The organism is Tsukamurella sp. II2bb, assembly GCF_057815145.1.
In genome coordinates, this window is sequence record NZ_JBYPZI010000007.1 from 168,467 (window position 1) to 190,498 (window position 22,032).

The 22,032-nt window shown below is 69.7% G+C and carries 20 protein-coding genes; 8 read left to right on the plus strand and 12 right to left on the minus strand.

All coding sequences use genetic code 11. The features are described from left to right. Window positions 1-7 precede the first annotated feature (7 nt). Entirely contained in the window at window positions 8-856 is an 849-nt protein-coding gene (locus tag AC21LY_RS16790; protein WP_489047694.1) for an alpha/beta fold hydrolase, read from the plus strand. 7 nt (window positions 857-863) lie between these two features. On the opposite strand, the gene AC21LY_RS16795 is transcribed toward AC21LY_RS16790, so the two are convergent. The 5 genes from AC21LY_RS16795 to AC21LY_RS16815 all read right to left on the minus strand — a co-directional run bounded on the left by AC21LY_RS16795 (window position 864) and on the right by AC21LY_RS16815 (window position 6,906). Further along, the gene (locus tag AC21LY_RS16795) at window positions 864-1,817 is read right to left on the minus strand and encodes an oxygenase MpaB family protein (RefSeq protein ID WP_489047695.1); all 954 of its coding nucleotides are present in this window, start codon (window positions 1,815-1,817) and stop codon (window positions 864-866) included. A gap of 117 nt (window positions 1,818-1,934) precedes the next feature. After that, window positions 1,935-3,611: an ABC-F family ATP-binding cassette domain-containing protein gene (locus AC21LY_RS16800; RefSeq protein WP_489047696.1), complete on the minus strand. Its 1,677-nt coding sequence runs from the start codon at window positions 3,609-3,611 to the stop codon at window positions 1,935-1,937. Between the two features lie 24 nt (window positions 3,612-3,635). After that, on the minus strand, window positions 3,636-4,271 hold the full coding sequence (locus AC21LY_RS16805; RefSeq protein ID WP_489047697.1) for a DedA family protein: 636 nt from the start codon (window positions 4,269-4,271) through the stop codon (window positions 3,636-3,638). A gap of 9 nt (window positions 4,272-4,280) precedes the next feature. Next, window positions 4,281-4,964 (minus strand): DedA family protein, encoded by a 684-nt coding sequence (locus AC21LY_RS16810; protein WP_489047804.1) that lies wholly within the window; start codon window positions 4,962-4,964, stop codon window positions 4,281-4,283. Window positions 4,965-5,034: 70 nt separating this feature from the next. Beyond that, window positions 5,035-6,906 (minus strand): Na+/H+ antiporter, encoded by a 1,872-nt coding sequence (locus AC21LY_RS16815; RefSeq protein WP_489047698.1) that lies wholly within the window; start codon window positions 6,904-6,906, stop codon window positions 5,035-5,037. A gap of 48 nt (window positions 6,907-6,954) precedes the next feature. On the opposite strand from AC21LY_RS16815, the gene fbaA reads away from it, so the two are divergent. Then, a complete protein-coding gene (gene fbaA / locus AC21LY_RS16820; RefSeq protein WP_489047699.1) occupies window positions 6,955-7,986 on the plus strand; it encodes a class II fructose-bisphosphate aldolase in 1,032 nt (343 codons plus the stop codon). Window positions 7,987-8,066: 80 nt separating this feature from the next. Here fbaA and hisD (AC21LY_RS16825) read toward each other — a convergent pair whose 3' ends face one another. The 7 genes from hisD (AC21LY_RS16825) to AC21LY_RS16855 form a co-directional block, all read right to left on the minus strand. Next, entirely contained in the window at window positions 8,067-9,428 is a 1,362-nt protein-coding gene (hisD, locus tag AC21LY_RS16825; RefSeq protein WP_489047700.1) for a histidinol dehydrogenase, read from the minus strand. A gap of 109 nt (window positions 9,429-9,537) precedes the next feature. Beyond that, on the minus strand, window positions 9,538-10,500 hold the full coding sequence (locus AC21LY_RS16830; RefSeq protein WP_489047701.1) for a LysR family transcriptional regulator: 963 nt from the start codon (window positions 10,498-10,500) through the stop codon (window positions 9,538-9,540). A 4-nt stretch (window positions 10,501-10,504) separates the two neighbouring features. Beyond that, window positions 10,505-11,599: an ABC transporter ATP-binding protein gene (locus AC21LY_RS16835; RefSeq protein ID WP_489047702.1), complete on the minus strand. Its 1,095-nt coding sequence runs from the start codon at window positions 11,597-11,599 to the stop codon at window positions 10,505-10,507. A gap of 41 nt (window positions 11,600-11,640) precedes the next feature. After that, on the minus strand, window positions 11,641-13,011 hold the full coding sequence (locus AC21LY_RS16840; protein ID WP_489047703.1) for an ABC transporter substrate-binding protein: 1,371 nt from the start codon (window positions 13,009-13,011) through the stop codon (window positions 11,641-11,643). Further along, window positions 13,008-13,874, minus strand: a complete 867-nt coding sequence (locus tag AC21LY_RS16845) for a carbohydrate ABC transporter permease (protein ID WP_489047704.1) — start codon at window positions 13,872-13,874, stop codon at window positions 13,008-13,010. The genes AC21LY_RS16840 and AC21LY_RS16845 overlap by 4 nt, the downstream gene beginning before the upstream one ends. Beyond that, complete coding sequence (locus AC21LY_RS16850; protein WP_489047705.1) at window positions 13,871-14,794, minus strand: carbohydrate ABC transporter permease; 924 nt, start codon at window positions 14,792-14,794, stop codon at window positions 13,871-13,873. Before AC21LY_RS16850 ends, AC21LY_RS16845 begins: the two co-directional genes overlap by 4 nt. A 284-nt stretch (window positions 14,795-15,078) precedes the next feature. Further along, entirely contained in the window at window positions 15,079-16,092 is a 1,014-nt protein-coding gene (locus AC21LY_RS16855) for a LacI family DNA-binding transcriptional regulator (protein ID WP_489047706.1), read from the minus strand. A 190-nt stretch (window positions 16,093-16,282) separates the two neighbouring features. On the opposite strand from AC21LY_RS16855, the gene AC21LY_RS16860 reads away from it, so the two are divergent. From AC21LY_RS16860 to AC21LY_RS16885, 6 genes are read left to right on the plus strand one after another with little or no spacing between them, the layout of a single operon-like run. Next, window positions 16,283-17,428 (plus strand): cupin domain-containing protein, encoded by a 1,146-nt coding sequence (locus AC21LY_RS16860; protein ID WP_489047707.1) that lies wholly within the window; start codon window positions 16,283-16,285, stop codon window positions 17,426-17,428. A 1-nt stretch (window position 17,429) separates the two neighbouring features. Beyond that, entirely contained in the window at window positions 17,430-18,155 is a 726-nt protein-coding gene (locus AC21LY_RS16865) for an alpha/beta fold hydrolase (protein ID WP_489047708.1), read from the plus strand. A gap of 1 nt (window position 18,156) precedes the next feature. Next, window positions 18,157-19,476, plus strand: a complete 1,320-nt coding sequence (gene hisD / locus AC21LY_RS16870; RefSeq protein ID WP_489047709.1) for a histidinol dehydrogenase — start codon at window positions 18,157-18,159, stop codon at window positions 19,474-19,476. Then, complete coding sequence (locus AC21LY_RS16875) at window positions 19,473-20,243, plus strand: SDR family NAD(P)-dependent oxidoreductase (RefSeq protein WP_489047710.1); 771 nt, start codon at window positions 19,473-19,475, stop codon at window positions 20,241-20,243. Before hisD (AC21LY_RS16870) ends, AC21LY_RS16875 begins: the two co-directional genes overlap by 4 nt. Next, the gene (locus tag AC21LY_RS16880; protein ID WP_489047711.1) at window positions 20,240-21,013 is read left to right on the plus strand and encodes an HpcH/HpaI aldolase family protein; all 774 of its coding nucleotides are present in this window, start codon (window positions 20,240-20,242) and stop codon (window positions 21,011-21,013) included. Before AC21LY_RS16875 ends, AC21LY_RS16880 begins: the two co-directional genes overlap by 4 nt. A gap of 29 nt (window positions 21,014-21,042) precedes the next feature. Then, window positions 21,043-22,026: an ester cyclase gene (locus tag AC21LY_RS16885; protein ID WP_489047712.1), complete on the plus strand. Its 984-nt coding sequence runs from the start codon at window positions 21,043-21,045 to the stop codon at window positions 22,024-22,026. The last annotated feature ends 6 nt before the right edge of the window (window positions 22,027-22,032 follow it).

Below are 22,032 nucleotides of genomic sequence, written 5' to 3' on the forward strand. Positions count from 1 at the left end.
AGGTCGCATGCAGGTCATCGAGGTCGACGGGACCGCCCTCGCGGTCGATCGCCGGGGTGCGCCCGATGGCCCTGCGGTGCTGCTCATCGCGGGTGGTGGGCAGTCCATGGACTGGTGGACGCCGGAGTTCTGCACGCTGCTCGCCGGCGACGATCTGCAGGTGATCCGCTACGACCACCGCGACACCGGGGAGTCCGCGACCTCCCCACCCGGCGCGCCGGACTACACGGGTGCCGACCTCGCCGCCGATCCGCTGCGGATCCTCGATGCCCTCGGCATCGACGCCGGACACGTCGTCGGGATGTCCATGGGCGCGGGGATCGGCCAGACGGTGGCGGTCGGTTCGCCCCGGCGTGTGCTGTCGCTGGCACTGATCGAGTCCAGCCCGGCGGGCGGCGAGCACGCCCCGCTGCCGGGGCCGGCGCCCGCGGTGGCGGCGAGCTTCGAGGAGGCGCCGCCGGCGGTCGACTGGTCCAACGAGGCCGCCGTCATCGACTACCGGGTGGACGTCGAGCGGCCCTACGCCGGTTCCGGCGGCCTCGACGAGGAACGGACGCAGGCGATCGCGACGCGCGAGGTGCGCCGGACGCGGAACATGGAGTCATCGCTGAACAACCACTTCCTCGTGGAGCCTGCGCCGCCCGTCGATCCCGCGGCGATCGCGGCTCCGGCGCTGGTGATCCACAGCGCCGATGACCCGCTGTTCCCGCTCGCGCACGGCGAGGAGCTGGCGCGGATGATCCCGCGCGCGAATCTGCTCGTGCTGCACGGCCCGGGGCACGAGATCCCGCCGCCCGCGACGTGGGACCTGGTGATCCCGGCACTCCGGCGCCACATCCTCGGTCGGGAGGCGTGAGCCGCTCCTAGTGCGCTTCCAGCCTCGGTGCGTCGGCGGTGGTTCCGGCAGCCGTGGCACCGGTGGAGGTACTCCGGTGCACGGGGCAGCCCGGCGCGAAGGTGCCCAGCTCCTCGGTGCGGAAGCCCTTCGGGTAGCTGCGGATCCGGTGGTTGTTCCGCACGAGCGCGGGTGTACGTCGCGACGGCAGAACGGAGAGGAGCCGCGCGCGCAGCTTCATCGCGCCGACGGAGAGCCGGCGCACGACGGGGCCCGGGTCGGCGTAGTGGAAGGCGCGCAGCAGCGGAGGATCCATCAGCGCGCGGCTGAAGACGCCGATCACCGGGCGCACGGGTGCGATGTAGAAGGCCTTGAGCAGGTTCAGGGTGGAGTCGGCGACGCGGCGCGCGCCCTCGTCGAACGCGAAGTGTTCCGCCTCGTAGGAGTCCATGAACTCGGCGAACTCCTCGTACGTCGCGGGGATGTCCGGGATCGCCATGTGCTTGCCGAGCGTCTGGTAGTAGCGGACGGTCGCGAGCTTCTCGGCCTCGGTGAGCCGGCGCCAGCCGTAGTCCTCGATCCACCGCACGGGCACCACGACGAAGGTGCACAGGACGTAGCGCATGTCGTCGTCGGAGATGTCGTACATCTTGTGCATCTGGTTGATCCGCCGGATCGCCGCCTTCCCGTCGGGGTCGGCGAAGCCCTTCAGCAGCGGGACCTCGAGGAGCAGGGCCGTGTCGTCGTAGCGCTTCTGCACCCGCTCGGTGAACTCGCCCGTCTCCGCGAGCAGGCGGCCGATGCTGGGGACGGCGTAGGTCCGGAACAGCGCGAAGCTCAGTGCCTGCGTGATGTCCCACGGGAAGTCGTACGTACCGAGGTTCCGGGCGATCTCGACGAAGTCGGTTTCGGGGTCCAATCCACGGTTGCGGTCGATCTTCCAGCGCCGGGAGCGCAGCGGACGGGCTGAAGGTAGCGGCATGACGGTCTCCTCGGTGGGCTACCTTCACTGTAAGTCGACTTATAGCGCTGTGCAAGAGGTCACAGAAACATGTGACAACACCTGTGGTCGATTCTGTTGGCCGCAAGCCGACCGGCTTCAGTCCTCGGTCAGGGCACCGTCGGACATGCGCCAACGGCGCGTCGCGCGGACGGTGTCCAGCATCCGGCGGTCGTGCGTGACCAGGATGACGGTGCCGTCGAAGGACTCGACCGCCTGCTCCAGCTGCTCGATCGCGGGCAGGTCGAGGTGGTTGGTCGGCTCGTCGAGGATCAGCAGGTTCACCCCGCGGGCCTGCAGCAGGGCCAGCGCGGCGCGGGTCCGTTCGCCCGGGGAGAGCGACGACGCCGGGCGCAGCACGTGGTGCCCGCGCAGGCCGAACTTCGCGAGCAGTGTCCGCACGTCGGCCGGCGGCGTCTCCGGCACCTCCGCGCAGAAGGCGTCCAGCAGGGCACCGTCGGACAGGAAACGCCCGCGAGCCTGGTCGACCTCGCCGATCTCGACGCCGGAGCCGAGCGTCACGGTCCCGGAGGACGGGGCGATGCGGCCGAGCAGGAGCCCCAGCAGCGTCGACTTGCCGGCCCCGTTCGGGCCGGTCAGCAGGATCCGGTCGCCGTACTCGACGCTCACCGTGACCGGTCCCACCACCAGGCCGCTACGACTCGGCCCGCTCCCGGCGCCGGGATACGCCACGGACGCTCCCGACGCTGTCACCACCACCGTGCCGCTACGAGGCGCCGCGGCGATCGACATCCGCAGCTCCCACTCCTTGCGCGGCTCCTCGACCACGGCGAGCCGTTCGATGGCCCGCTCGGTCTGCCGCGCCTTCGACGCCTGCTTCTCGGTGGACTCGAGTCGCGCCTTGCGGCCGGCCTTGTCGGGATCCCCGTTCTTCATCTTCCGGCGCGCGTTCCGCACCCCGTGTTCCATCCAGTTGCGCTGCATCTGCGCGCGATCCTGCAGGTCGGAGAGCTTGCCGGCGTATTCGTCGTACTCCTCGCGCGCGTGCCGCCGCGCGACCTCCCGCTCGACGAGGTAGGCCTCGTAGCCGCCGCCGTAGACGCCGATCTGCTGCTGCGCGAGATCGAGCTCGACGACGACGGTCACCGTCCGGGCCAGGAACTCCCGGTCGTGCGAGACCAGAGCAATCGCCGCAGCCCCTGAGCCCTCAACGACGAAGCGCTCCAGCAGCTCGAGGCCGGCCAGGTCCAGGTCGTTCGTGGGCTCGTCGAGCAGCAGCACGTCGTACCGCGAGGCGAGCACCGCGGCGAGCCCGGCGCGGGCGGCCTGCCCGCCCGACAGCCCCGTCATCTCCGCTTCCGGATCGTCCAGCCCCACGTCGGACAGGATCGCGTCGAGCCGCTGGTCGAGGTCGGCGCCGCCGAGCGCGAGCCAGCGGTCCAGCGCGGGTGTGTAGTGGTCCTCGCCGGGGTCGGTCGCCAGGGCCTCCGCCGCCGCGTCCATCGCCTCCTGCGCCGCCGCGACCCCGGTGCGCCGCGCCACGAACCCCGCGACCGTCTCGCCGGGACGCCGCTCGTGCTCCTGCGCCAGGTACCCGACCTCGGCGTCGGCGGGGGAGAGGTCGACGGTGCCGGTCACCTCGGGCCCGCCGCCGGGGCCGACCCCGGCCAGCAGCTTGAGCAGTGTCGACTTCCCGGCCCCGTTGGCGCCGACCAGCCCGACCACGTCGCCCGGCGCGATCACCAGGTCGAGGCCGGAGAACAGGGTGCGGTCGGCGTACGCGACCGACAGGTCGCGCGCCTGCAGGACGGTCATCTCGGTCCTTTCGAGGGCGGGCCGTCAGTCATCGAGGTCGACGGTGACGTTCGGCTTCGACATCTCGCGGCGGTAGCCGACGATCCCGATGACGGTGCCGACGACCAGCATGACGACCATGCCGCGAAGCGCCCACTGCAGGATCCACTTGTAGTCCTCGAGAGCGGCCGAGGCGTAGTACCCGACGAGCAGCAGGAACGGCGCCCAGATCAACGAGCCGAGCACCGACGCGACCGTGAACTTCCGCTTGTCCATGCCCACGGCGCCCGCGACCAGCGGGCACAGCGTGCGCACCCACGGGATCCAGCGGGCGATGAGCACGGACAGGAAGCCGTGCCGGTCCATGAGTTCCTTGACGCGGTGCAGGTTGTGCGCGTTGAGGTAGCGGCCGTCCTGCTTGGCGAGCACGTGGTCGCCCATCTTCACGCCGATGCCGTAGCCCACGTTGTTGCCGACGATCGCGGCGAGGAACGCGGCGATCGCGAGGCCCCACACGGACAGGGAGGAATGGCCGGTCGTCGCCATCGCCAGGCCGGCGGTGAGCAGCAGTGAATCGCCGGGGAGGAACAGCCCGATGATGAAGGCGCACTCGCAGAAGACGAAACCGGCCACGACGAGCCAGATCATCACCGGCCCGGCGGTCTGGACGAAGTCGAGCACGGGCGGGCCCTAGGCGCCGGTGTCGGCGGCGGCGTCGCGCCGCCCCGCGAGGTACTTCTTCACGACGCCCAGGACGATGGGAAGCACCGAGACCAGCACGATGCCGATGAAGATCATGTCGATGTGGGCGCGGACGAAGTCGATCTTGCCGAGCCACACGCCCAGGAGCAGGATGCCGTCCGCCCAGATCACGGCGCCGATCGCGTTCCAGGTGACGAACTTGGCGTAGTGCATCTTCGCGGCGCCGGCGGCGATCGGCGCGAAGGTGCGCACGAAGGGTACGAAGCGGGCCAGGATCAGCGTGGCGGGACCGTACTTCTCGAAGAACTCGTGCGACTCCTCCAGGTACTTGGTCTTGAGGAAGCGCGCGTCGGGGCTGAAGAACTTCTCCCCGCCGAAGCGGCCGATGAAGTAGCCGACCTGCGAGCCGAGGATCGCCGCGATGGGCGTCGCGATCAGCAACACCGGCAGCGACATCGCCGAGCCGGTGTACGTGGCCTCGCCCACGGCGGCGCCGGTCCCGGCGGCGCTGAGCAGGCCCGCGACGAAGAGCAGCGAGTCGCCCGGAAGCACGGGGAAGAGCACGCCGGACTCGATGAACACCACCAGCAGTAGGCCCACCAGGGCGATGCCGCCGAAGGCGTTGAGGACCGCCACCGGATCGGTGATGTCCTTGAGGGCGAACGCCTGCATGGTGGTCGAGGCGGCCAGAGTCAGGTCGTTGAGAGGCACGGCGACCAGAATACCGGCCCCGAGGCCCGCTCTACTTCAACAGTTCATCGATGTAGCACCAGCGCCACGACTCGCCGGGCTGGAAGCTGCGGATCACCGGGTGGTTGGTGTGTTCGTAGTGCGCGGTCGCGTGCTTGCCCTCCGAGGAGTCGCAGCAGCCGACGTGTCCGCAGGTCAGGCACAGTCGGAGGGCGACGGGGTTCTGGCCGGACTCGGCGCACTCGAGGCAGGTCTCGCTCAGCGGCACGGGGTCGGCGAAGTCGTCCGCCACGCGAAGATGGTCACATTCGTCCTGCGCCCACGGCGGAGTCAGCAGCTCGGCGACCGCGATGCGTTCGCTGCGGACCGCCGAGACCTCCAGCATCGCCTCCTCCACGTCGAAGTTCGAGAGCACCTGTTCGAGCACCTCGTGGTCGCCCTGGCCGGCATCGCGCATCCGGAGCACCTCGTCGCGCTCGGCGGCGATCATCTGCAACCGGACCGCACGGAGCTGCGCGGCGGGGGTGTTCGTGGCATCCGGTCCGAGCCGTTCCCAGAACGCCCGTTCGCGGCTGATCGTGTGTTCACGCACCCCGTCGAGGACGGTGGTGGGAACGGTGTTCTCCGGGCTGGCGGCGATCTCGTCGAGCCGGGCGAGACCCGCACCCAGGGCAGACCGCATCACGACGGCCTGCTGCAGCGCATCGGTGCGCGCGTTGGGACCCTGCACGCGGAGCAGTCCGGCGAGGGCCGGGAGCGTGGAGCCCTGGATGAGGAGGCTGCCGGCCACCACGACCATGGCCGCGAAGACCAGCACCTCACGGTCCGGGAAGTCCACGGGGAGGATGAAGGCCGCCGCGAGCGTGACGACGCCGCGCATGCCGGCCCAGGAGAGCACCGTCGTCTCCCCGGCGCTGAGCCGTTCACTCGCATCGTCGACCTTGATGGCGAGCAGCGCGGACGGCGCGCACCACACCATGCGGGCGAGGATCACGGTGATCATCACCGCGACGCAGGTGGCGACTATCAGGGGCCAGCCGATGGCCGACTCGTTCGCACCCTCGAAGATCGTGCGCATCTGCAGCCCGATGAGCAGGAAGACGGCGTTCTCCAGCAGGAACTGGATGGTGTTCCAGTTGATCCGCGCGGACATCCGGCCGATCGCCGTCTGATCGGTGGTCGCCTTGTAGGCGACGATGAGCCCGGCGACGACCGTCGCCACGACGCCCGAGCCGTGGATGTGCTCGGCGGGCAGGTAGGCGATCCACGGGCTGATCAGGGTGATGCCGGTGGTGAGCACCGGATCGGTGAGCCGGCGCAGCGCGAATCGGATCAGGACGGCCGCGAGCACGCCGATCGCCACGCCGCCGATCGCGCTCAGCGCGAACGAGCCGAGCACCTGCCAGAAGCCGATGGTGCCCGCGACCGCCGCGATGGCCGTGCGGAGGAGCACGATCGACGTGGCGTCGTTGAACAGCGACTCGCCTTCGAGCAGCGTGGTGACCCGGCGCGGGAGGCCGATGCGCCGGCCCACGGCGGTTGCCGCGACCGCGTCGGGCGGCCCGACGATGGCGCCCAGGGCGAGGCCCGCGGCGAACGGGATGTCGAGCAGGAAGGAGGTCACCACGCCGACCGCGGCGGCGGTGAACAGCACCAGTCCCACCGAGAGCATCCCGATCGGTCGGATGTTCTGCTTGAAGTCGACGAGCGAGGCCCTCGACGCCGCGGCGTAGAGCAGCGGCGGCAGCAGGCCCAGCAGCACGACATCGGGATGCAGGGGCACATCCGGGATCGAGGGGACGAACGAGGCGCCGATCCCGACCACCGTCAGGACCAGCGGTGCGGCGAGACCGAGGCGGTCGCAGAAAGCGCTCACCACCAGAACCGTGGCGACGAGGGCGACCAGCCCGACAGCGAGCTCCATGAGGACTAGTCTTTCACCTGGAACCGTCGAACCGCTCAGGAGGACAGAATGCCCATCGCGACCCCCGAGGCTTATCGGGAGATGCTGGACCGCGCTCGTACCAACGGTTACGCGTATCCGGCGATCAATTGCACGTCGAGTGAGACGATCAATGCGGCGATCAAGGGCTTCGCCGACGCCGGGAGTGACGGGATCATCCAGTTCTCGACCGGTGGTACGGAGTTCGGTTCCGGTCTGGGTGTCAAGGACATGGTGACCGGTGCGGTGGCGTTGGCGGAGTTCGCGCATGTGGTGGCGGCGAAGTACGACGTGACGGTCGCCCTGCACACCGATCACTGCCCGAAGGACAAGTTGGACGGGTTGGTGCGTCCGTTGCTGGCGATCTCGCAGGAGCGGGTGGACAGGGGCCTGAATCCGTTGTTCCAGTCGCACATGTGGGACGGGTCGGCGATTCCGCTGGAGGAGAACCTGGAGATCGCGCAGGAGCTTCTGGCCAAGTGTAAGGCGGCGAAGATCATCTTGGAGATCGAGATCGGTGTGGTCGGTGGTGAGGAGGACGGCGTCGAGAATGAGATCAACGACAAGCTGTTCACCAGTGATGAGGACTTCGGGAAGACGGTCGATGCGTTGGGGACGGAGGGGTACCTGCTGGCGGCGACGTTCGGCAATGTTCATGGTGTGTACAAGCCGGGGAATGTGAAGTTGCGTCCGTCGGTGTTGCGGGATGGTCAGGCGGTGGCGTCGGAGAAGTTGGGTCTGCCGGCGGGGAGTAAGCCCTTCGATTTCGTCTTCCACGGTGGTTCGGGGTCGCTCAAGAGTGAGATCGAGGAGTCGTTGTCGTACGGCGTGGTGAAGATGAATGTTGATACTGATACGCAGTACGCGTTCACCCGTCCGGTGGCGGGGCACATGTTCAGTAACTATGACGGGGTGCTCAAGGTCGATGGGGAGGTCGGGAACAAGAAGGTCTACGACCCCCGCTCGTACCTGAAGAAGGCGGAGGCATCCATGGCGGAGCGGGTCGTCGAGGCCTGCAACGACCTGCATTCCGCCGGCAAGTCCATCAGCGCGAACAGCTAACCGGCGCAACCCGAAAGCCCGCGGCCGATCCCACCTCTCGGGTGGGATCGGCCGCGGGCTTCGTGCATCGCGGCAGGCGGTCAGACGGTCTCGCGGCTCACCGCGCAGGTGCCGTCGAAGGCCCCGGAGAAGCGGCCGACGGCCTCGATCCGGATCGTCGCCGTGGCCTCGTGGGCGGCCAGCCCCTCGAAGGCGGAGATCCGCTCGACCGACGGGGCGAGGGCCGCGGTGCCCTCCTTCGTCGCGCGCTGGTAGGTCACCGGCTTGACGAAGCGCGAGACGGACAGGCCGGCGTTGTACCGCGCCGTCTTCCCCGTCGGCAGCACGTGGTTGGTGCCGGCGATGCCCTTGTCCGAGTACGCCACCGTCGACCAGCGGCCGAGGAACAGCGAACCGTAGTTCTTGAGCCGGTCGAGGTACCAGTCGTCGTCGGCGGTGTGGATCTCGAGATGCTCCGGGCCGAGCACATCCGCGACCTTCGCCGCCTGCTCCGCGTCGGCCGCGACGATGACCGACCCGTAGTCGCGCCATGCCGCGCCGGCGATCTCGCGCGTCGCCAGCGTGGCGAGACGGCTCTCGATCGCGGCGATCACCTGCGCGCCGAGCTCGGCGGAGGTCGTGATCAGGGCGGCGGGCGAGTTCGGGCCGTGCTCCGCCTGCCCCAGCAGGTCCGCTGCGACCCAGTCGGGATCGGCGGTCTCGTCGGCGAGGACGGCCACCTCCGACGGCCCGGCCAGCAGGTCGATGCCGATGGGGCCGAACAACTGTCGCTTGGCCTCGGTCACGAAGGCGTTGCCCGCGCCGACGAGCATGTCGACGGGCAGGCCGTCGAGCAGTCCGAAGGCCATGGCGCCGAGCGCCTGCACGCCTCCGATCGCGAAGACCCGGTCGGCACCGGCGAGGTGGGCGCCGTAGAGGACCGCCGGGTGCGGTCCGTGCTCTCCCGACGGTGGCGTGCACGCCACGACGGTGGGAACCCCCGCTGCCTTGGCGACGCCGACGGTCATGTGCGCGCTGGCGAGCAGCGGGAACCGGCCGGCGGGAAGGTAGGCGCCGACGCGGTTGATCGGGATGTACTTCTGGCCGCCCGCGACACCCGGCGCCAGCTCGATCTCGAAGTCGGTGAGGTGGCTGCGCTGCGCGCGGGCGAAGGCGTCGGTCCGCGCGTGCCCCAGCTCGAGGGCCTCACGCACGTCGGTGGGCAGCGAGTCGCCGCTGCGCGCGAGGTCCCCGGCGGACACCTCCAGGTCGCCGTCCCAGCCGTCGAGCTCGCTGCTGTAGCGGCGGACGGCGTCGAGGCCGTCCCGCTCGATGGTGGACAGCATCTCCGAGACACGCTCCTCGACCTTCGGATCGCGCTGCGCCGGCGGCCCGTCAATGGCCGGCTTCTTGAGCCAGGTCAGCGGTCCGATGAATTCTGATTCCTGCTTCGTGATCTGCATGGAGAAGACGGTACGGCTTTCTCCGAAAGCCCGGTAGCGGCTCTTCTCCAGTGCCTTGCACATGATTTTCCTGTGCTTCCGGACAGAGCGGAACAGGCCGTCGGGAACGTCACCGCGCGGCGTGTTCGATGATCGGCACGGGGGAGTCGTCGGGCCGGGCCGTCGCCGCTGCCGGGTCGACGAGGGTGCGGATCGAGTCCTCGGCGAGCCGGGAGAACTCCCTGGTAGCGGCCGAGAGCGGGCGGTTGCGGCGGGTCGCCAGCGCGATGGTGTCGTACAGCGGGACCGCGAAGGGCACCGTCGACAACGCGGACGGGAAGAGGGGCGAGGCGGCGATAGCGGCACTCACCACCGTGTCGCCGATCCCGGCCGCCGCCAATTCCAGCGCGGCCTCCGCGCGTTCGACTTCGATCCACGGTTCGATATCCACGCCCGCCATTTGCGCGCGTTCCCGCAATTGTCGCCGGGTCGGGTCGTTCCATCCGTAATGGGCGTCGTAGAGAATCAGTCTTCGGCGCGCCAATTCCGCCATTCCGATGCCCGCCTCCTCGGGCGGGGAGGCGGTCGCCAGCAGCACCCGGTCGCGCACCAGGGGGCGCAGCGCGAGTTCGTCGTGGTCGACGGGGAGCACCACCAGTCCGGCTTCGATCACGCCGGTGGCGATGGCCTCCGCGGTTTCCGCGGAGTTCTGTCCGACCAGTCGCACCCGCACCGCCGGATACCGGGTGTGGAAGGTCCGGACCAGATCGGACAGGCGGTAGTAGTCGGCGTTGCGGGGGACGCCGAAGGTCGCCGTCCCGCCCTCGAGCGAGCGGAGGGAGCGGAGTGCCCGATCGGCGTCGTCGGCCGCGGCGACCGCGCGCCGCGCGTGCGGCATGAGCGCGTCCGCGGCGACGGTCACCGTCAGGCGACGTCCGGACCGGAGGAACAGGGGAGCGCGGTACTCCTCCTCGAGCCTGCGGACCAGCTCCGACGCCGAGGCCTGGGCGATGCCCAGAACCTCGGCGGCGGCGGTGAAGGAGCCCAGATCGGCGGCCAGGATGAACGCGCGGAACTGGTTGAGGCTGGCCACATCGTCAGCCGGCGAGCCGGATTCCGGTGCCGGCGTCGAACATGTGCAGCTCGTCCGCGTCACCCAGTCCGACGCGGACCACGTCCCCGAGACCGGGCGTCCGGCGTCCGTCGACGCGGACGTTGATGCGGCCGTAGTCGACCTCGGGACGCTCGGCGCCCACGACGGTGCCGTACACGAAGGCGTCGGCGCCCAGCTCCTCGACGAGCGAGACCTGCAGGTCGAAGCCGGGCTCGTCGGCGCCCACGAGGCGCAGCGCCTCCGGGCGCAGTCCGAACGTGACCTCCTTGCGGTCGCCGACGGTGCCGCGCTCGAGCGGGATCGTCAGGCCGCCGACCTCGAGGCCCGACGCCGTGACCGGCAGGGTCGCCAGGTTCATCGCGGGCGAACCGATGAACCCCGCGACGAAGGCGTTGGCCGGGCGGGCGTACAGCGCCCGCGGGGTGTCCACCTGCTGCAGGACGCCGTCGCGGAGCACCGCGACCCGGTGGCCCATCGTCATGGCCTCGGTCTGGTCGTGGGTCACGTAGACGGTGGTGGTGCCGAGCCGCTTCTGCAGCGCCGCGATGTTCGCCCTGGTCTCCACGCGGAGCTTGGCGTCCAGGTTCGACAGCGGCTCGTCCATCAGGAAGACCGCGGGGTCGCGGACGATCGCGCGCCCCATCGCGACCCGCTGGCGCTGGCCGCCGGACAGCGCCTTGGGCTTGCGGTCGAGGTACGGGGTCAGGTCCAGGAGCTTCGCCGCCTCGGCGACCTTGGTGCGGACGGTCGCCTTGTCCTCGCCGCGCAGTCGCAGCGCGAAGCCCATGTTGTCGCCGACGGTCATGTGCGGGTAGAGGGCGTAGGACTGGAAGACCATGGCGATGTCGCGGTCCTTGGGCGGGGTGTCGGTGACATCGGTTCCGCCGATGCGGATCTCGCCGGAGTTGACCTCCTCGAGCCCGGCGAGCATCCGCAGGGCGGTGGTCTTGCCGGAACCGCTGGGGCCGACGAGGACGAGGAACTCGCCGTCCGCGATGTCGAGATCGAGTCCGTCGACGGCGGCGGTACTGGTGCCCGGATAGAGGCGCGTGGCGCCGTGGAAGGTGACGGAGGCCATGACGGGCCCCTTTCTATGGAATGGGTGGATGCTGTTTTCGCTCAGTGCAACTGGTCGACCTTGCGGGCGGCCTCGGCCATGGTCGCGTCGACGTCGGCGCCGGTGGCGGCCTGGTTGATCGCGACCGAGAGGATGTCCATGACGCGGGGCCAGTTCATCGTCATCGGGACCGCACGGGCGGTCTGCAGTGCTTCGTACTGGATCCGGGGCAGCCCGCCGTTGGCGGCGTTGACGTCCGGCGCGAGCATGGTGGAGGTGTGCATCGTGATGCCGGTCGAGGTCTTCGGATTCGACTTGTCGAGCGCGATCTCACGCTCCAGGCGGGCGCTGCTGAGCCATTTCACGTACTCCCACGCGGCCCCCTGGTGGTTCGACGTGTTCAGGACGCCGGCGAGCCAGGTGTAGGCGTAGCTCGAGGACTGCTTGCCCTCGAAGGCGGGCATCGCGGCCACGCCGACGTTGCCCTTCAGCTCGGGTGCGGCCTTGGCGGGATTGTCGAACTCCTCCTGGTGCCAGGACCAGGTGAAGACGCCCGCGGCCCTGCCCTTGAGGAAGTCGGTGGTCGACTCGAGCTCCGCCCAGTTCGTCGACGCCGGCGGGCTGAAGCCGTCGGTGAGCGCGCTGAGATAGGCCTTGGTCGCGGCGATCGCCTGCGGGCTGGTGAAGGCGGCCTTACCGTCCGGGGTGAAGACCTCGCCGCCGTTGCTCCACAGCATCGTCAGCCAGGTGTTGAGGTTCTGTCCGTTCTTGCGGGCGTACTGCCCGGCGATGGGGTTGAGTCCCGTCTTCTGTTTGATCAGCGCCATCTGCGAGTCGAACTCGGCCCACGTCCGGGGCGGCTGCAGGCCGAGCTGCGCGTAGACGTCCTTGCGGTAGAAGTAGTTGTACGAGAAGCCGCGGATGGGCATGCCGTAGACACGGTCGGTGCCGGTTCGCGCAGCCTCCACGAAGGGCTTCGGGAAGTCGTCGAGGTTCATGCCCTGTGCCGCCAGCGCGGCGTCGAGGGGCTGAACGCCGATCCGCAGCGAGGGGCCCCAGGCGTCCGGCCAGATCAGGGCGTCGTACGTGCCGCCGCCGATCGCGCTCTCCGCCACGATCTTCTGCAGGAACGCGGCGTACGGGATGTTCGACCACTCGACGGAGATGCCCGTGCGCCGGGTGAAGTCGGCGGTGCGCTGGTTGAGCGCCGCGAACTGGGGAACGGTGGTGCAGCAGGTCAGGAACCGGATCTTGGTGCCGTCGTAGGGCTTTCCCTCGAGCAGCTGGTATTCGCCGACGGTGCCCTTGGCCAGGTGGTCGATCAGGGGGGACTGCGCGGGATCGTTCGTGGAGCAGGCGCTCGTGAACAGGGTGCAGGCCGCGACGACGGCTGTCAGGGCGATCCGCCAGCGACGGATGGGGATTCGTGTCATTTCACGGCTCCGAGGGTCATGCCCTGGGCGAAGTGCTTGCGCACCAGGGTCGCGAGAATCATCATCGGCACCATCACGAGCAGGCCGGCGGCGGCCATCTGGCCCCAGTCCACGCCGTCCGGGCGGTCCAGGGTCATCAGCGCCACGGGCAGGGTCACCGATTCGGTGCGGGAGAGGAAGGTGGGGAAGAGGAATTCGTTCCAGGAGAGCAGGAAGGCGAAGACCACGGCGACGAAGATGCCGGGAGCGGCGAGCGGGGTGATCACCCGCCACAGCATGCGGAGCTGCCCGCAGCCGTCGAGCTGTGCGGCCTCCTCGACCTCGACGGGCAGTCCGTCGATGAAGCCCTTGAGCAGCCAGGTGTTGTAGGGCACCACGATCGAGAGATTCGTGATGATGAGGGCGGAGTAGGTATCGAGCATGCCGAGGTCACGGAACATCGTGAGGAAGGGCAGCGCGATCGCGACACCCGGGATGAACTGGGTGGAGACCATGCCGAGGAGGATCGACTTGCCGACCGGGAACCGGTACCGCGAGAAGGCGTACGCCGCGAGCAGGGCGAGCGGCACGGAGATCACCGTGGTGATCACGCCGACGATCACGGAATTGATCAGCGGCTGCACCAGATCGTTCGAGCCACCGAGGATCTCGCGGAAGTTGGCGAGCGTCGGGCTGAAGGTCAGCGATGTGCTGAAGACGTCGCGGTGCGACTTGAACGCGGTCAGCGCCAGCCAGAGGATCGGGAACAGGACGAAGAACAGGGTCAGCAGCACTCCGATGTAGCGCGCGACGGTGCCGGCGATGCGGGCCGGCGAGTGTGCGGAGCCGGCGCGGCGCCGTGCGGGGACGGGGGTGGAGGTCATTTCTGCTCCTGACGGGTCATCATCCACAGGTAGCCCGCGGCGAGGACCCCGAGGATGATCACGAGGATCCACGACACCGCCGATGCGTAGCCGATGTCGAGGAAGTTGAAGCCCTGGGTGTAGACGAAGTAGTTGAGCGATTCGGTGGAGCGCCCGGGCCCACCGCTGGTGATGGTGACGACCTGGTCGAAGATCTTCACCGAGAAGACCGCCTTGAGGAAGACGATGATGAGGATCAGCGGGCGCAGCAGCGGGAAGGTGATGCGCCAGAACTCCTGCCAGGCATTGGTCCCGTCCACGCGGGCGGCGTCCCGGATCTCCGGTGAGATCGACCCCAGCCCGCCGAGGAACATGAGCGCGATGAGCGGCGCCCATCCCCACACCTCGCTCAGGACGATCACCATCAGCGCCCAGAAGGGCTCGCTGAGCCAGTTGATGCCGTGGGTGAAGGGGAACAGCGTGTCGATCATCCGGGCGTACACGCCGTAGTCCGGATTGAACATGAAGCGCCACGAGTAGCCCTTGAGGGCGGGCGCGACCGCGAAGGGAAGGATCAACAGCGCCTTGGTGATTCCCGTGTACCAGGCCGCGCGGTTGAGGATCAGCGCCATCGCGAGTCCGAGGCCGACGGACAGGGCCACGGAGATCACCGTGAACAGCAGGGTGATCCAGGCGGCGTTGTAGAAGTCGGGGTCGGAGAAGGCCTGCGAGTAGTTGTCGAGGCCGAGGAACGCGCCGGGAGTGCGGGTCTCGTTCAGCTGCCAGCGGTGGAAGCTGTTGTACAGCGCGACCAGCACGGGATACAGCGTGGTGAGTGCGACCGCGATCAGTGCGGGCGTCAGGTGGGCGTAGGGCATCCAGATCGCGCGCAGGCGGTTGCGGCGCCGGCGGCCGTCCCGGCGCGCCTCCACCGTGGTCATGATCCGGACTCCGGTACGTGGGTCGGTTCACGGCGGGCGAACGGCCGTGGTCGGGGGTGGGGGCTCATGGGACTCCTCGGTCGTGAGGCTGTGCTGCCTCGTCCAAACGGGATGCTGTAACGCAGCTCACAGGAGTGTATGCGTATTCATCGGCGAGAATCAAGCAATCCGGGCGCAGTCGCAGGAGATTGCCCCGAAATGGGGTGCTGCCAGGCTCAATGCCTGGACGTTGTGTCCCGGATCCGAGACGGACGGTTCGGCTCGCGGCCGTGATCCGGCAGGAGTTACGTATGCAATGTCCGGTTCGGGGCGCCGACGGTCGCGCGCTCCACCAGTTTCGGCTGCAGGTTGACGCGTCGCGGCGGCTCGGGAGTCTTGGCCGCCAGGCGGCTGACCAGCAGTTCCGCCGCGGTCGCGGCCATCGTCTGCAGGTCGTGCCCGATCGTGGTGAGCCGGAAGACCGGCCACGCGGCCATCGCGATGTCGTCGAAGCCGATCACGCTGAGGTCCTCCGGGATCCGGGCGCCGGCCGCCGTGGCGGCGTTGATCGCCCCGATGGCGATCACGTCGTTGCCGCAGAAGACCGCGGTGGGCGGCTCCGGGAGCTGCAGGAGTTCCGTGGTCGCCTCGTATCCGGTCCGGTACTCGAAGGGGCCGCGGTGGGTGAGCTCCGACGGCAGGGCGATGCCGTGGTCGGCCAGTGCGAGCCGGAATCCGATCTCGCGATCCCTGCCGGTGTTGGTGTTCTCCGGCCCGAGGATCCCCGCGATCCGGCGGTGGCCGGCGGCGGTGAGGTGCTCCGCGGCCAGGCGTCCGCCGAGCTCGTTGTCGACCACGGCGGCGTCGCCCAGCCCCCGGCCGCTCTCCCGGTTGAGGAAGACGAAGGGGATGGATCGGCGGGCCAGCTCGTGCGGCAGGGTGGAGTCGATATCGCTGGTCAGGAGCACGACCCCGTCGACCGAGCCGTCGCCGAACTGCTCCATCGGCAGTTCCGTGTCGGAGCGCTCGGTGAAGACCATCATGCGGTAGCCGTGCGCGCCGAGCGTGTCGTGGAGAGGGCCGAGCAGGTACGGGTAGAAGGGGTTCGTCAGGTCGGAGACGACGATGCCGATGCGCTTGGTCTTCTGCGTCACCAGGTTGCGGCCGGCCTCGCTGGGGATGTATCCGAGGGCCGCGACGGCGCTCTCGATCCGGGCCCTGGTCTCGGCCGCGACCCGGGGATCGCCGCGCAGGGCACGGGAGACGGTCGGCTGGGAGACGCCGGCGAGCCGGGCGACGTCGTGACTGGTGATGGCCATCTGTGAACCTCGATCCGGGCAGCGGGCGGGGTGCGCCCGGCCTGGTGCGAATGATAGCCGGAGGGGCCTCGGGCGTGACGCGGCGCTCAGGCGGCGGGGAATGTGTGGCTTGACACACGCGCGGCCTTGAGGCAATCATGAATACGTATGTAAGACCGGGTCCGCAGGGCCGCCGCAAGGAGAGGAAGTCATGGTGTCGTCGGAGGTGGTGGTGTCGTCGGAGGAGCTCGAGCGTCGGACGATCCGGAAGAGTCAGTTCGTCTCGTGCGATCAGGCGTTCATCGACTGCCGGACCCCGGGGTCGGACAAGAAGCAGAACTACTCGATGATCGGTCCCGGCGTCACCCAGAACGCGGACCAGGTGGTGAACCTCCGGGAGCGGCACGGCTTCCAGGTCGGCGCGGCGGCCATGCCGCACGGCATCACCAACAACCTCCATCTGCACTTCACCGCGGAGGTCTTCCTCTGCTTCCGCGGCGAGTACCTGCTCCGCTGGGGCGCCGACGGTGAGGAGGGCCAGGTGGTCATCAAGGAGGGCGACATCGTCTCCATCCCCACCTGGATCTTCCGCGGCTTCACCAACATCGGTCCGGACGACGGCTGGCTGTTCACCGCGCTCGGGATGGACGACACCGGCGGCATCATCTGGGGACCGTCGGTCCTCGCCACCGCCGCCGAGCACGGCCTCTACCTGGGCGCCGACAACGAGCTGATCGACACGGCCGCAGGCGCCGAGCTCCCGGACCCGGACCAGCTGACGGTGCCGCTCAGTGCGGACGCCATCGCGGGGCTCCCCCGGTTCAGCGTGGAGCAGATGGAACGGCGGCGGGTGAGCCTGGACGACGTCCAGTGGTCGAGCGCGGCGCTGCTCGATCGCGCACTTCCCGGGGGCGGGGCGGAACTCGGCCTGGTGATCGGCTTCGGGATGACCGAGGACCGCGATCAGGAGCCGGGGATCTACAACCCGCACGGGCACAACATCGCATGGCTGCGGGCCCGGCCGGAGCACGGCGTCTCGGCGTTCCGGCAGCAGGAGAACCAGGTGCTCATCGTCAAGGACGGCACCTGGGAGGTCACGATCAACCGCGGCCCCGATGCGCACACGGTGCGCCTCGGCCACCAGGACATGGTCTCGGTGCCGCCGGGGGCGTACCGGTCGATGCGCAGCGTCGGCCCGGAGACCGGCCTGCTGCTCGCGATCAACAACGGTGACGGCCGGGTGCGGCTGGACTGGGACGACGAGGTCGTCAAAGCCGCCGCCGATGCGGGCGATGCGCTCGATCACAACGGCTACCTCGCGCCCTACGCGCTGGTGCCCCGGCGGCTCGGCGCCTGACATGGCCGGCGGCACCGCACCGACCGGCGTCCCGGTCGTCCTCGTCCCCGGAATGGGCTGTGATGCAGACCTGTTCGCCGACGTCCGTCGTGGATTGGCCGCGCCCGCGATCGACGCCGCGATCACCGCGGACAGCATCGACGGCATGGCCGAGCAGGTCCTCGCGGCCGCGCCCTCCCGATTCGTCCTCGTCGGTCTGAGTCTCGGTGCGATCGTGGGATTCACGATGCTGCGGATGGCGCCGGAGCGGATCGCCGGCTTCGTAGCGCTCTCGACGAACGCCGCCGCGCCGACGCAGGCGCAGCGCGACGCGTGGCGCGCGCTCGAAGACCGGATCGGCGGCGTCGACGACGCCGGCTTCCGCGCTCTCGTCGCCGACGGGCTCCTTCCGGCGATGTTCGCCGAGCCCCACCCCGACGCGGCGACCACCGCCCGATTCCTGGACATGGCCGCCCGGATCGGGCCCGAGGCGCTCACGACCCAACTGCGGGCGCAGGCGACCCGGGTCGACGCCGCCGCGTGGCTGGGCGAGGTCACCTGCCCCACCACCGTCGTCGCAGCGGGCCGGGACGCCCTGTGCCCGATCGATTTCCACCGGCGCATCGCGGGCACGATCCCGGGTGCGCGCCTCGAAGTCCTGCCGGACGCGGGCCATCTCTCGACCTGGGCCGCGCCGGAATCCATCACCGCATCGATCAACGAACTCATCACCGAAGCCAGGAGCTGACATGCAACACCTCAAGCGGCCCATCGTCGCCGACACCGTCCAGCAGGACAGGTCCGACGTCAGCGGCCGGGTCCGCGACATCCTCGACGACATCCGCGATCGCGGCGACGCCGCGGTGCGCGATTGGTCCGAGAAGTTCGACAAGTGGACGCCGGAGTCCTTCCGGCTCAGCGAGCAGCAGATCCAGGAGATCGTGGCCGGAGTTCCCGCCCAGGTCATCGAGGACATCGAATTCGTCCAGCGGCAGGTGCGCACCTTCGCGCAGCACCAGCGCGACTCGCTGACCGACATCGAGGTCGAGACCCTGCCGGGGGTCCGGCTGGGGCAGCGGCACATCCCCATCAACCGGGTCGGTGCCTACGTGCCCGGCGGGCGCTACCCGCTCACGGCGTCCGCGCACATGACGATCGTGACCGCGAAGGTCGCGGGCGTGCCGAGCGTCGCCGCCTGCACGCCGCCGATCCGCGGCGAGATCCCCGCGGCGACGGTCGCCGCGATGCACATGGCGGGCGCCGACGAGATCTACCTCCTCGGTGGCGTCCAGGCCATCGGCGCGCTCGCACGGGGGACCGAGACCATCGGCCGCGTCGACCTCCTCGCCGGTCCGGGCAACGCCTACGTGGCCGAGGCCAAGCGGCAGCTCTTCGGGGAGGTCGGCATCGACCTGTTCGCCGGGCCGACCGAGATCCTCGTGATCGCCGACGAGCACACGGACCCGTTCGTCGTGGCGGTGGACCTGCTCTCGCAGGCCGAGCACGGCCCCGACTCCCCGGCGGTACTGATCAGCACCTCCGAGGCGGTGGCCCGCGCGGCGATGGCGCACATCGAGCGCCTGCTGCCCGACATGCCGACCCGCGATTTCGCCGAGCCCGCGTGGCGGGACCACGGCGAGGTGATCGTCGTGGATTCGCTCGCCGCGGCGTACCGGCTGGCGGACACGTTCGCGAGCGAGCACGTCGAGGTGCTCACGGAGAACCCGCGGGAGGCGCTCGAGACGATGACGAACTACGGCGGCCTCTTCCTGGGGGAGGGGACCTGTGTCTCGTACGGTGACAAGGTGATCGGGACCAACCACGTTCTGCCCACGCGCGGCTCGGCGCGGTACACGGGCGGTCTGTGGGTCGGCAAGTACCTCAAGACCGTGACCTACTCCGAGGTGGTCGACACCGATTCCAGCGCGGAGCTGGGCCGGGTCTGCGGCCGGGCGTCGCGGGTCGAGCTCTTCGAGGGCCATGCGCGCTCGGGCGACGTGCGCGCCGCGAAGTACGCCGGCGACGCGCTGCCCTGGTCCGAGCACCGGTTCACCGGGATCGAGGTATGACGGTGCCGGGCCCACTGGACGGGCGGACCGCCCTCGTCACCGGCGGCGGTCGCGGTCTCGGCGCGGCGATCGCCGGCGCGCTGGTGGGCGCCGGAGCCCGCGTGATCGCCGTCGGTCGCGACGCCGCGGCCGTCGAGTCCGTCGCCGCGGCGCACCCGGGCGTCGTCCGCGCCGAGACCTGCGACGTCTCCGACGCCGCGTCGGTCGCCGCCCTGGCCGCGCGTCTCGCGGACGAGAAGGTCTCCATCCTCGTCAACAACGCGGGCGTGCCGGGGCCCGTCGCGGACCTCATCGACATCGAACCGCAGGACTGGGACGCGGTCTTCGACGTCAACGTGCGCGGCGTCTTCCTCATGTGCCGCGCCTTCCTCCCCGCCATGATCGAGGCCGGCGGCGGCGACGTGATCAACCTGGCCTCGGTCTCCGGGAAGCGCCCGTTGCCGGGCCGGACGCCGTACTGCGCCTCCAAGACCGCGGTGATCGGCCTGACGACGACGCTCGCGGCCGAGGTGGGCAGGTACGGCGTGGCCGTCAATTCGCTGTCGCCGGGCCCGGTCGACGGTCCGCGGATGCAGCGCAATTTCCGGCTCGAGGCCGAGCGCACCGGGGTCAGCTACGAGGACGCCGAGGCGGCCTTCGTCTCGCGCGGGATGCTCGGCCGCATGGTCACCGAACCGGAGGTCGCCGCAGCGGTTCTCGCCATGCTCGCGATGCCCGGGCTGTGCGCCGCCGACATCGACCTCTCCGCCGGGATGGTGGGCCGATGACCGGCACCGGGCCGACGATGAAACAGGCCATGGCGCAGGGGCACAAGCCCCTGGGCGTGCTCGTGCGCATGCCGGCCGAGGAACTGGTCGAAATGGCCGGGGTCGCGGGGATGGACTTCGTCCTGATCGATGCGGAGCACGGCCCGGCGGACCTGATCCCGTTGCGCGCGCACATCACGATCGCGCAGCTGCACGGGATGGCGGTCCTGGTTCGGGTGGGTCAGGACGAGCCGGCGCTCGTGCAGCGCGTCCTCGATCACGGGGCGGACGGCATCGTCGTCCCGCACGTGGAGGACGCGGACCAGGCGCGGCGAGCGGTCGCGGCGGCGCGGTACGCGCCGGCCGGCGAGCGGGGCTTCGCGACGTACGGCCGGGCCGGGCGGTACGGCACCGTCGGCGCCCGTGATCACGTCGCCGGTGACGAGGCCCGCACCCTGGTCTTCCCGATGATCGAGTCGGAGACGGCCTGCCGCAACGCCGACGAGATCAGCGCCGTTCCCGGAGTCGACGGGGTGATGGTCGGGCCCGCGGATCTCGCCATGGACATGGGCGCCGCGTCCGCGGCGGATCCGGCGGTGCGCGCAGCGGTCGAGGAGACCTTCGCCGCGGTGCGCCGGCAGGGCCGCCACCGCCTGCGCATCGTGTCCGACGGTGCCGCAGCCGCAGCCGCTTTCGATACGGGAGCCGAGATCGTCGTGGTCAATCTCAGTCACGCACTCATGACCCTGCTCGCCGGGATCCGCGACGCCGGCCCAGGACAACAGGCATAACGATGGTCGATACACAACGAGGAGAACAGATGGCACTGGACCCGATCGCATACGCGCCGTACGCGGACCCCGACGATTTCATCCGCGAGGTCACCGACAAGATCTGGGTCAACCGGTCGATCGGTCACATCCGGCAGAACTACGAGGACGACTCGATCGTCCACGGCGGCTACGGAACCTCCGACAACAGCGCGGAGGTCATCGCCGGCACCCTGATGCGGATCGCCGACACTCCGAACCGCGTGGGACAGGCCGAGGACGTCGTGTGGGAGGAGCGGGGCGACGACGCCTTCCTGTCCTCGCACCTCGTCCTGAGCACCGACCTGGAGAACCTCGACTTCCGCAGCCGCACCATCGCCAACTGCCTGTACCGGCGGGGCAGGATGGTGGAGGAGTGGGTGGTCAGAGACGGTGTCGCGATCGCCCGTGAGCTGGGGCAGGACGTCGAGGAACTGGCACGCCGCAAGGCCTTCGCTGGGTTCCGCGGCTCGATGGCGGCGGCACCGCCGCAGGACGTCCTCGCCGAGGGCGGCAGCGGGCCGCGGCCCGACCGGTTCCGGCCCGAGATCGAGATGGTGCTGCAGTTCATCGACGAGGTGTGGAACGGGCGCGAACTCGATCGGGTGGAGGACTTCTGGATCCGGGACCTCGTCCTCAACACCATCGACGACCGCACCATCGTCCGGCCGGAGGGGTACCGGCGGGCGCTGCTGCGCATGCTGCGGCCCTTCCCGGAGGGGACCTTCGACATCCGTGACGTCGCGGCCAACGATTCGCCCCGCTACGCCGGCCTGCGGATCGCGGTGACGTGGAAGTTCACCGGGGTCTACGACGGATACGCCGCCTTCGGCCCGCTCACCGGTTCGCCGGTCGAGGTACTCGGCGTCTCGCAGTTCCTCGTCCAGTCGGGCCGGATCGTCAAGGAGACCAGGGTCTACGACGACATCGCGACCCGTGCGCAGATCGCCGGCGCGCGCGGCGACAACCCGTACGTGAGCGCGAACATCTACTAGCCGACG

Coding starts and splice junctions, on each gene's coding strand:
- AC21LY_RS16885 (WP_489047712.1), top strand. CDS start 21,043: ATGGCACTGGACCCGATCGCATACGCGCCGTACGCGGACCCCGACGAT.
- AC21LY_RS16880 (WP_489047711.1), top strand. CDS start 20,240: ATGACCGGCACCGGGCCGACGATGAAACAGGCCATGGCGCAGGGGCAC.
- AC21LY_RS16800 (WP_489047696.1), bottom strand. CDS start 3,611: ATGACCGTCCTGCAGGCGCGCGACCTGTCGGTCGCGTACGCCGACCGC.
- AC21LY_RS16865 (WP_489047708.1), top strand. CDS start 17,430: ATGGCCGGCGGCACCGCACCGACCGGCGTCCCGGTCGTCCTCGTCCCC.
- AC21LY_RS16815 (WP_489047698.1), bottom strand. CDS start 6,906: ATGGAGCTCGCTGTCGGGCTGGTCGCCCTCGTCGCCACGGTTCTGGTG.
- AC21LY_RS16795 (WP_489047695.1), bottom strand. CDS start 1,817: ATGCCGCTACCTTCAGCCCGTCCGCTGCGCTCCCGGCGCTGGAAGATC.
- AC21LY_RS16790 (WP_489047694.1), top strand. CDS start 8: ATGCAGGTCATCGAGGTCGACGGGACCGCCCTCGCGGTCGATCGCCGG.
- AC21LY_RS16850 (WP_489047705.1), bottom strand. CDS start 14,794: ATGACCACGGTGGAGGCGCGCCGGGACGGCCGCCGGCGCCGCAACCGC.
- AC21LY_RS16875 (WP_489047710.1), top strand. CDS start 19,473: ATGACGGTGCCGGGCCCACTGGACGGGCGGACCGCCCTCGTCACCGGC.
- hisD (WP_489047709.1), top strand. CDS start 18,157: ATGCAACACCTCAAGCGGCCCATCGTCGCCGACACCGTCCAGCAGGAC.
- hisD (WP_489047700.1), bottom strand. CDS start 9,428: ATGCAGATCACGAAGCAGGAATCAGAATTCATCGGACCGCTGACCTGG.
- AC21LY_RS16855 (WP_489047706.1), bottom strand. CDS start 16,092: ATGGCCATCACCAGTCACGACGTCGCCCGGCTCGCCGGCGTCTCCCAG.
- AC21LY_RS16810 (WP_489047804.1), bottom strand. CDS start 4,964: ATGCAGGCGTTCGCCCTCAAGGACATCACCGATCCGGTGGCGGTCCTC.
- AC21LY_RS16860 (WP_489047707.1), top strand. CDS start 16,283: ATGGTGTCGTCGGAGGTGGTGGTGTCGTCGGAGGAGCTCGAGCGTCGG.
- AC21LY_RS16845 (WP_489047704.1), bottom strand. CDS start 13,874: ATGACCTCCACCCCCGTCCCCGCACGGCGCCGCGCCGGCTCCGCACAC.
- AC21LY_RS16835 (WP_489047702.1), bottom strand. CDS start 11,599: ATGGCCTCCGTCACCTTCCACGGCGCCACGCGCCTCTATCCGGGCACC.
- fbaA (WP_489047699.1), top strand. CDS start 6,955: ATGCCCATCGCGACCCCCGAGGCTTATCGGGAGATGCTGGACCGCGCT.
- AC21LY_RS16840 (WP_489047703.1), bottom strand. CDS start 13,011: ATGACACGAATCCCCATCCGTCGCTGGCGGATCGCCCTGACAGCCGTC.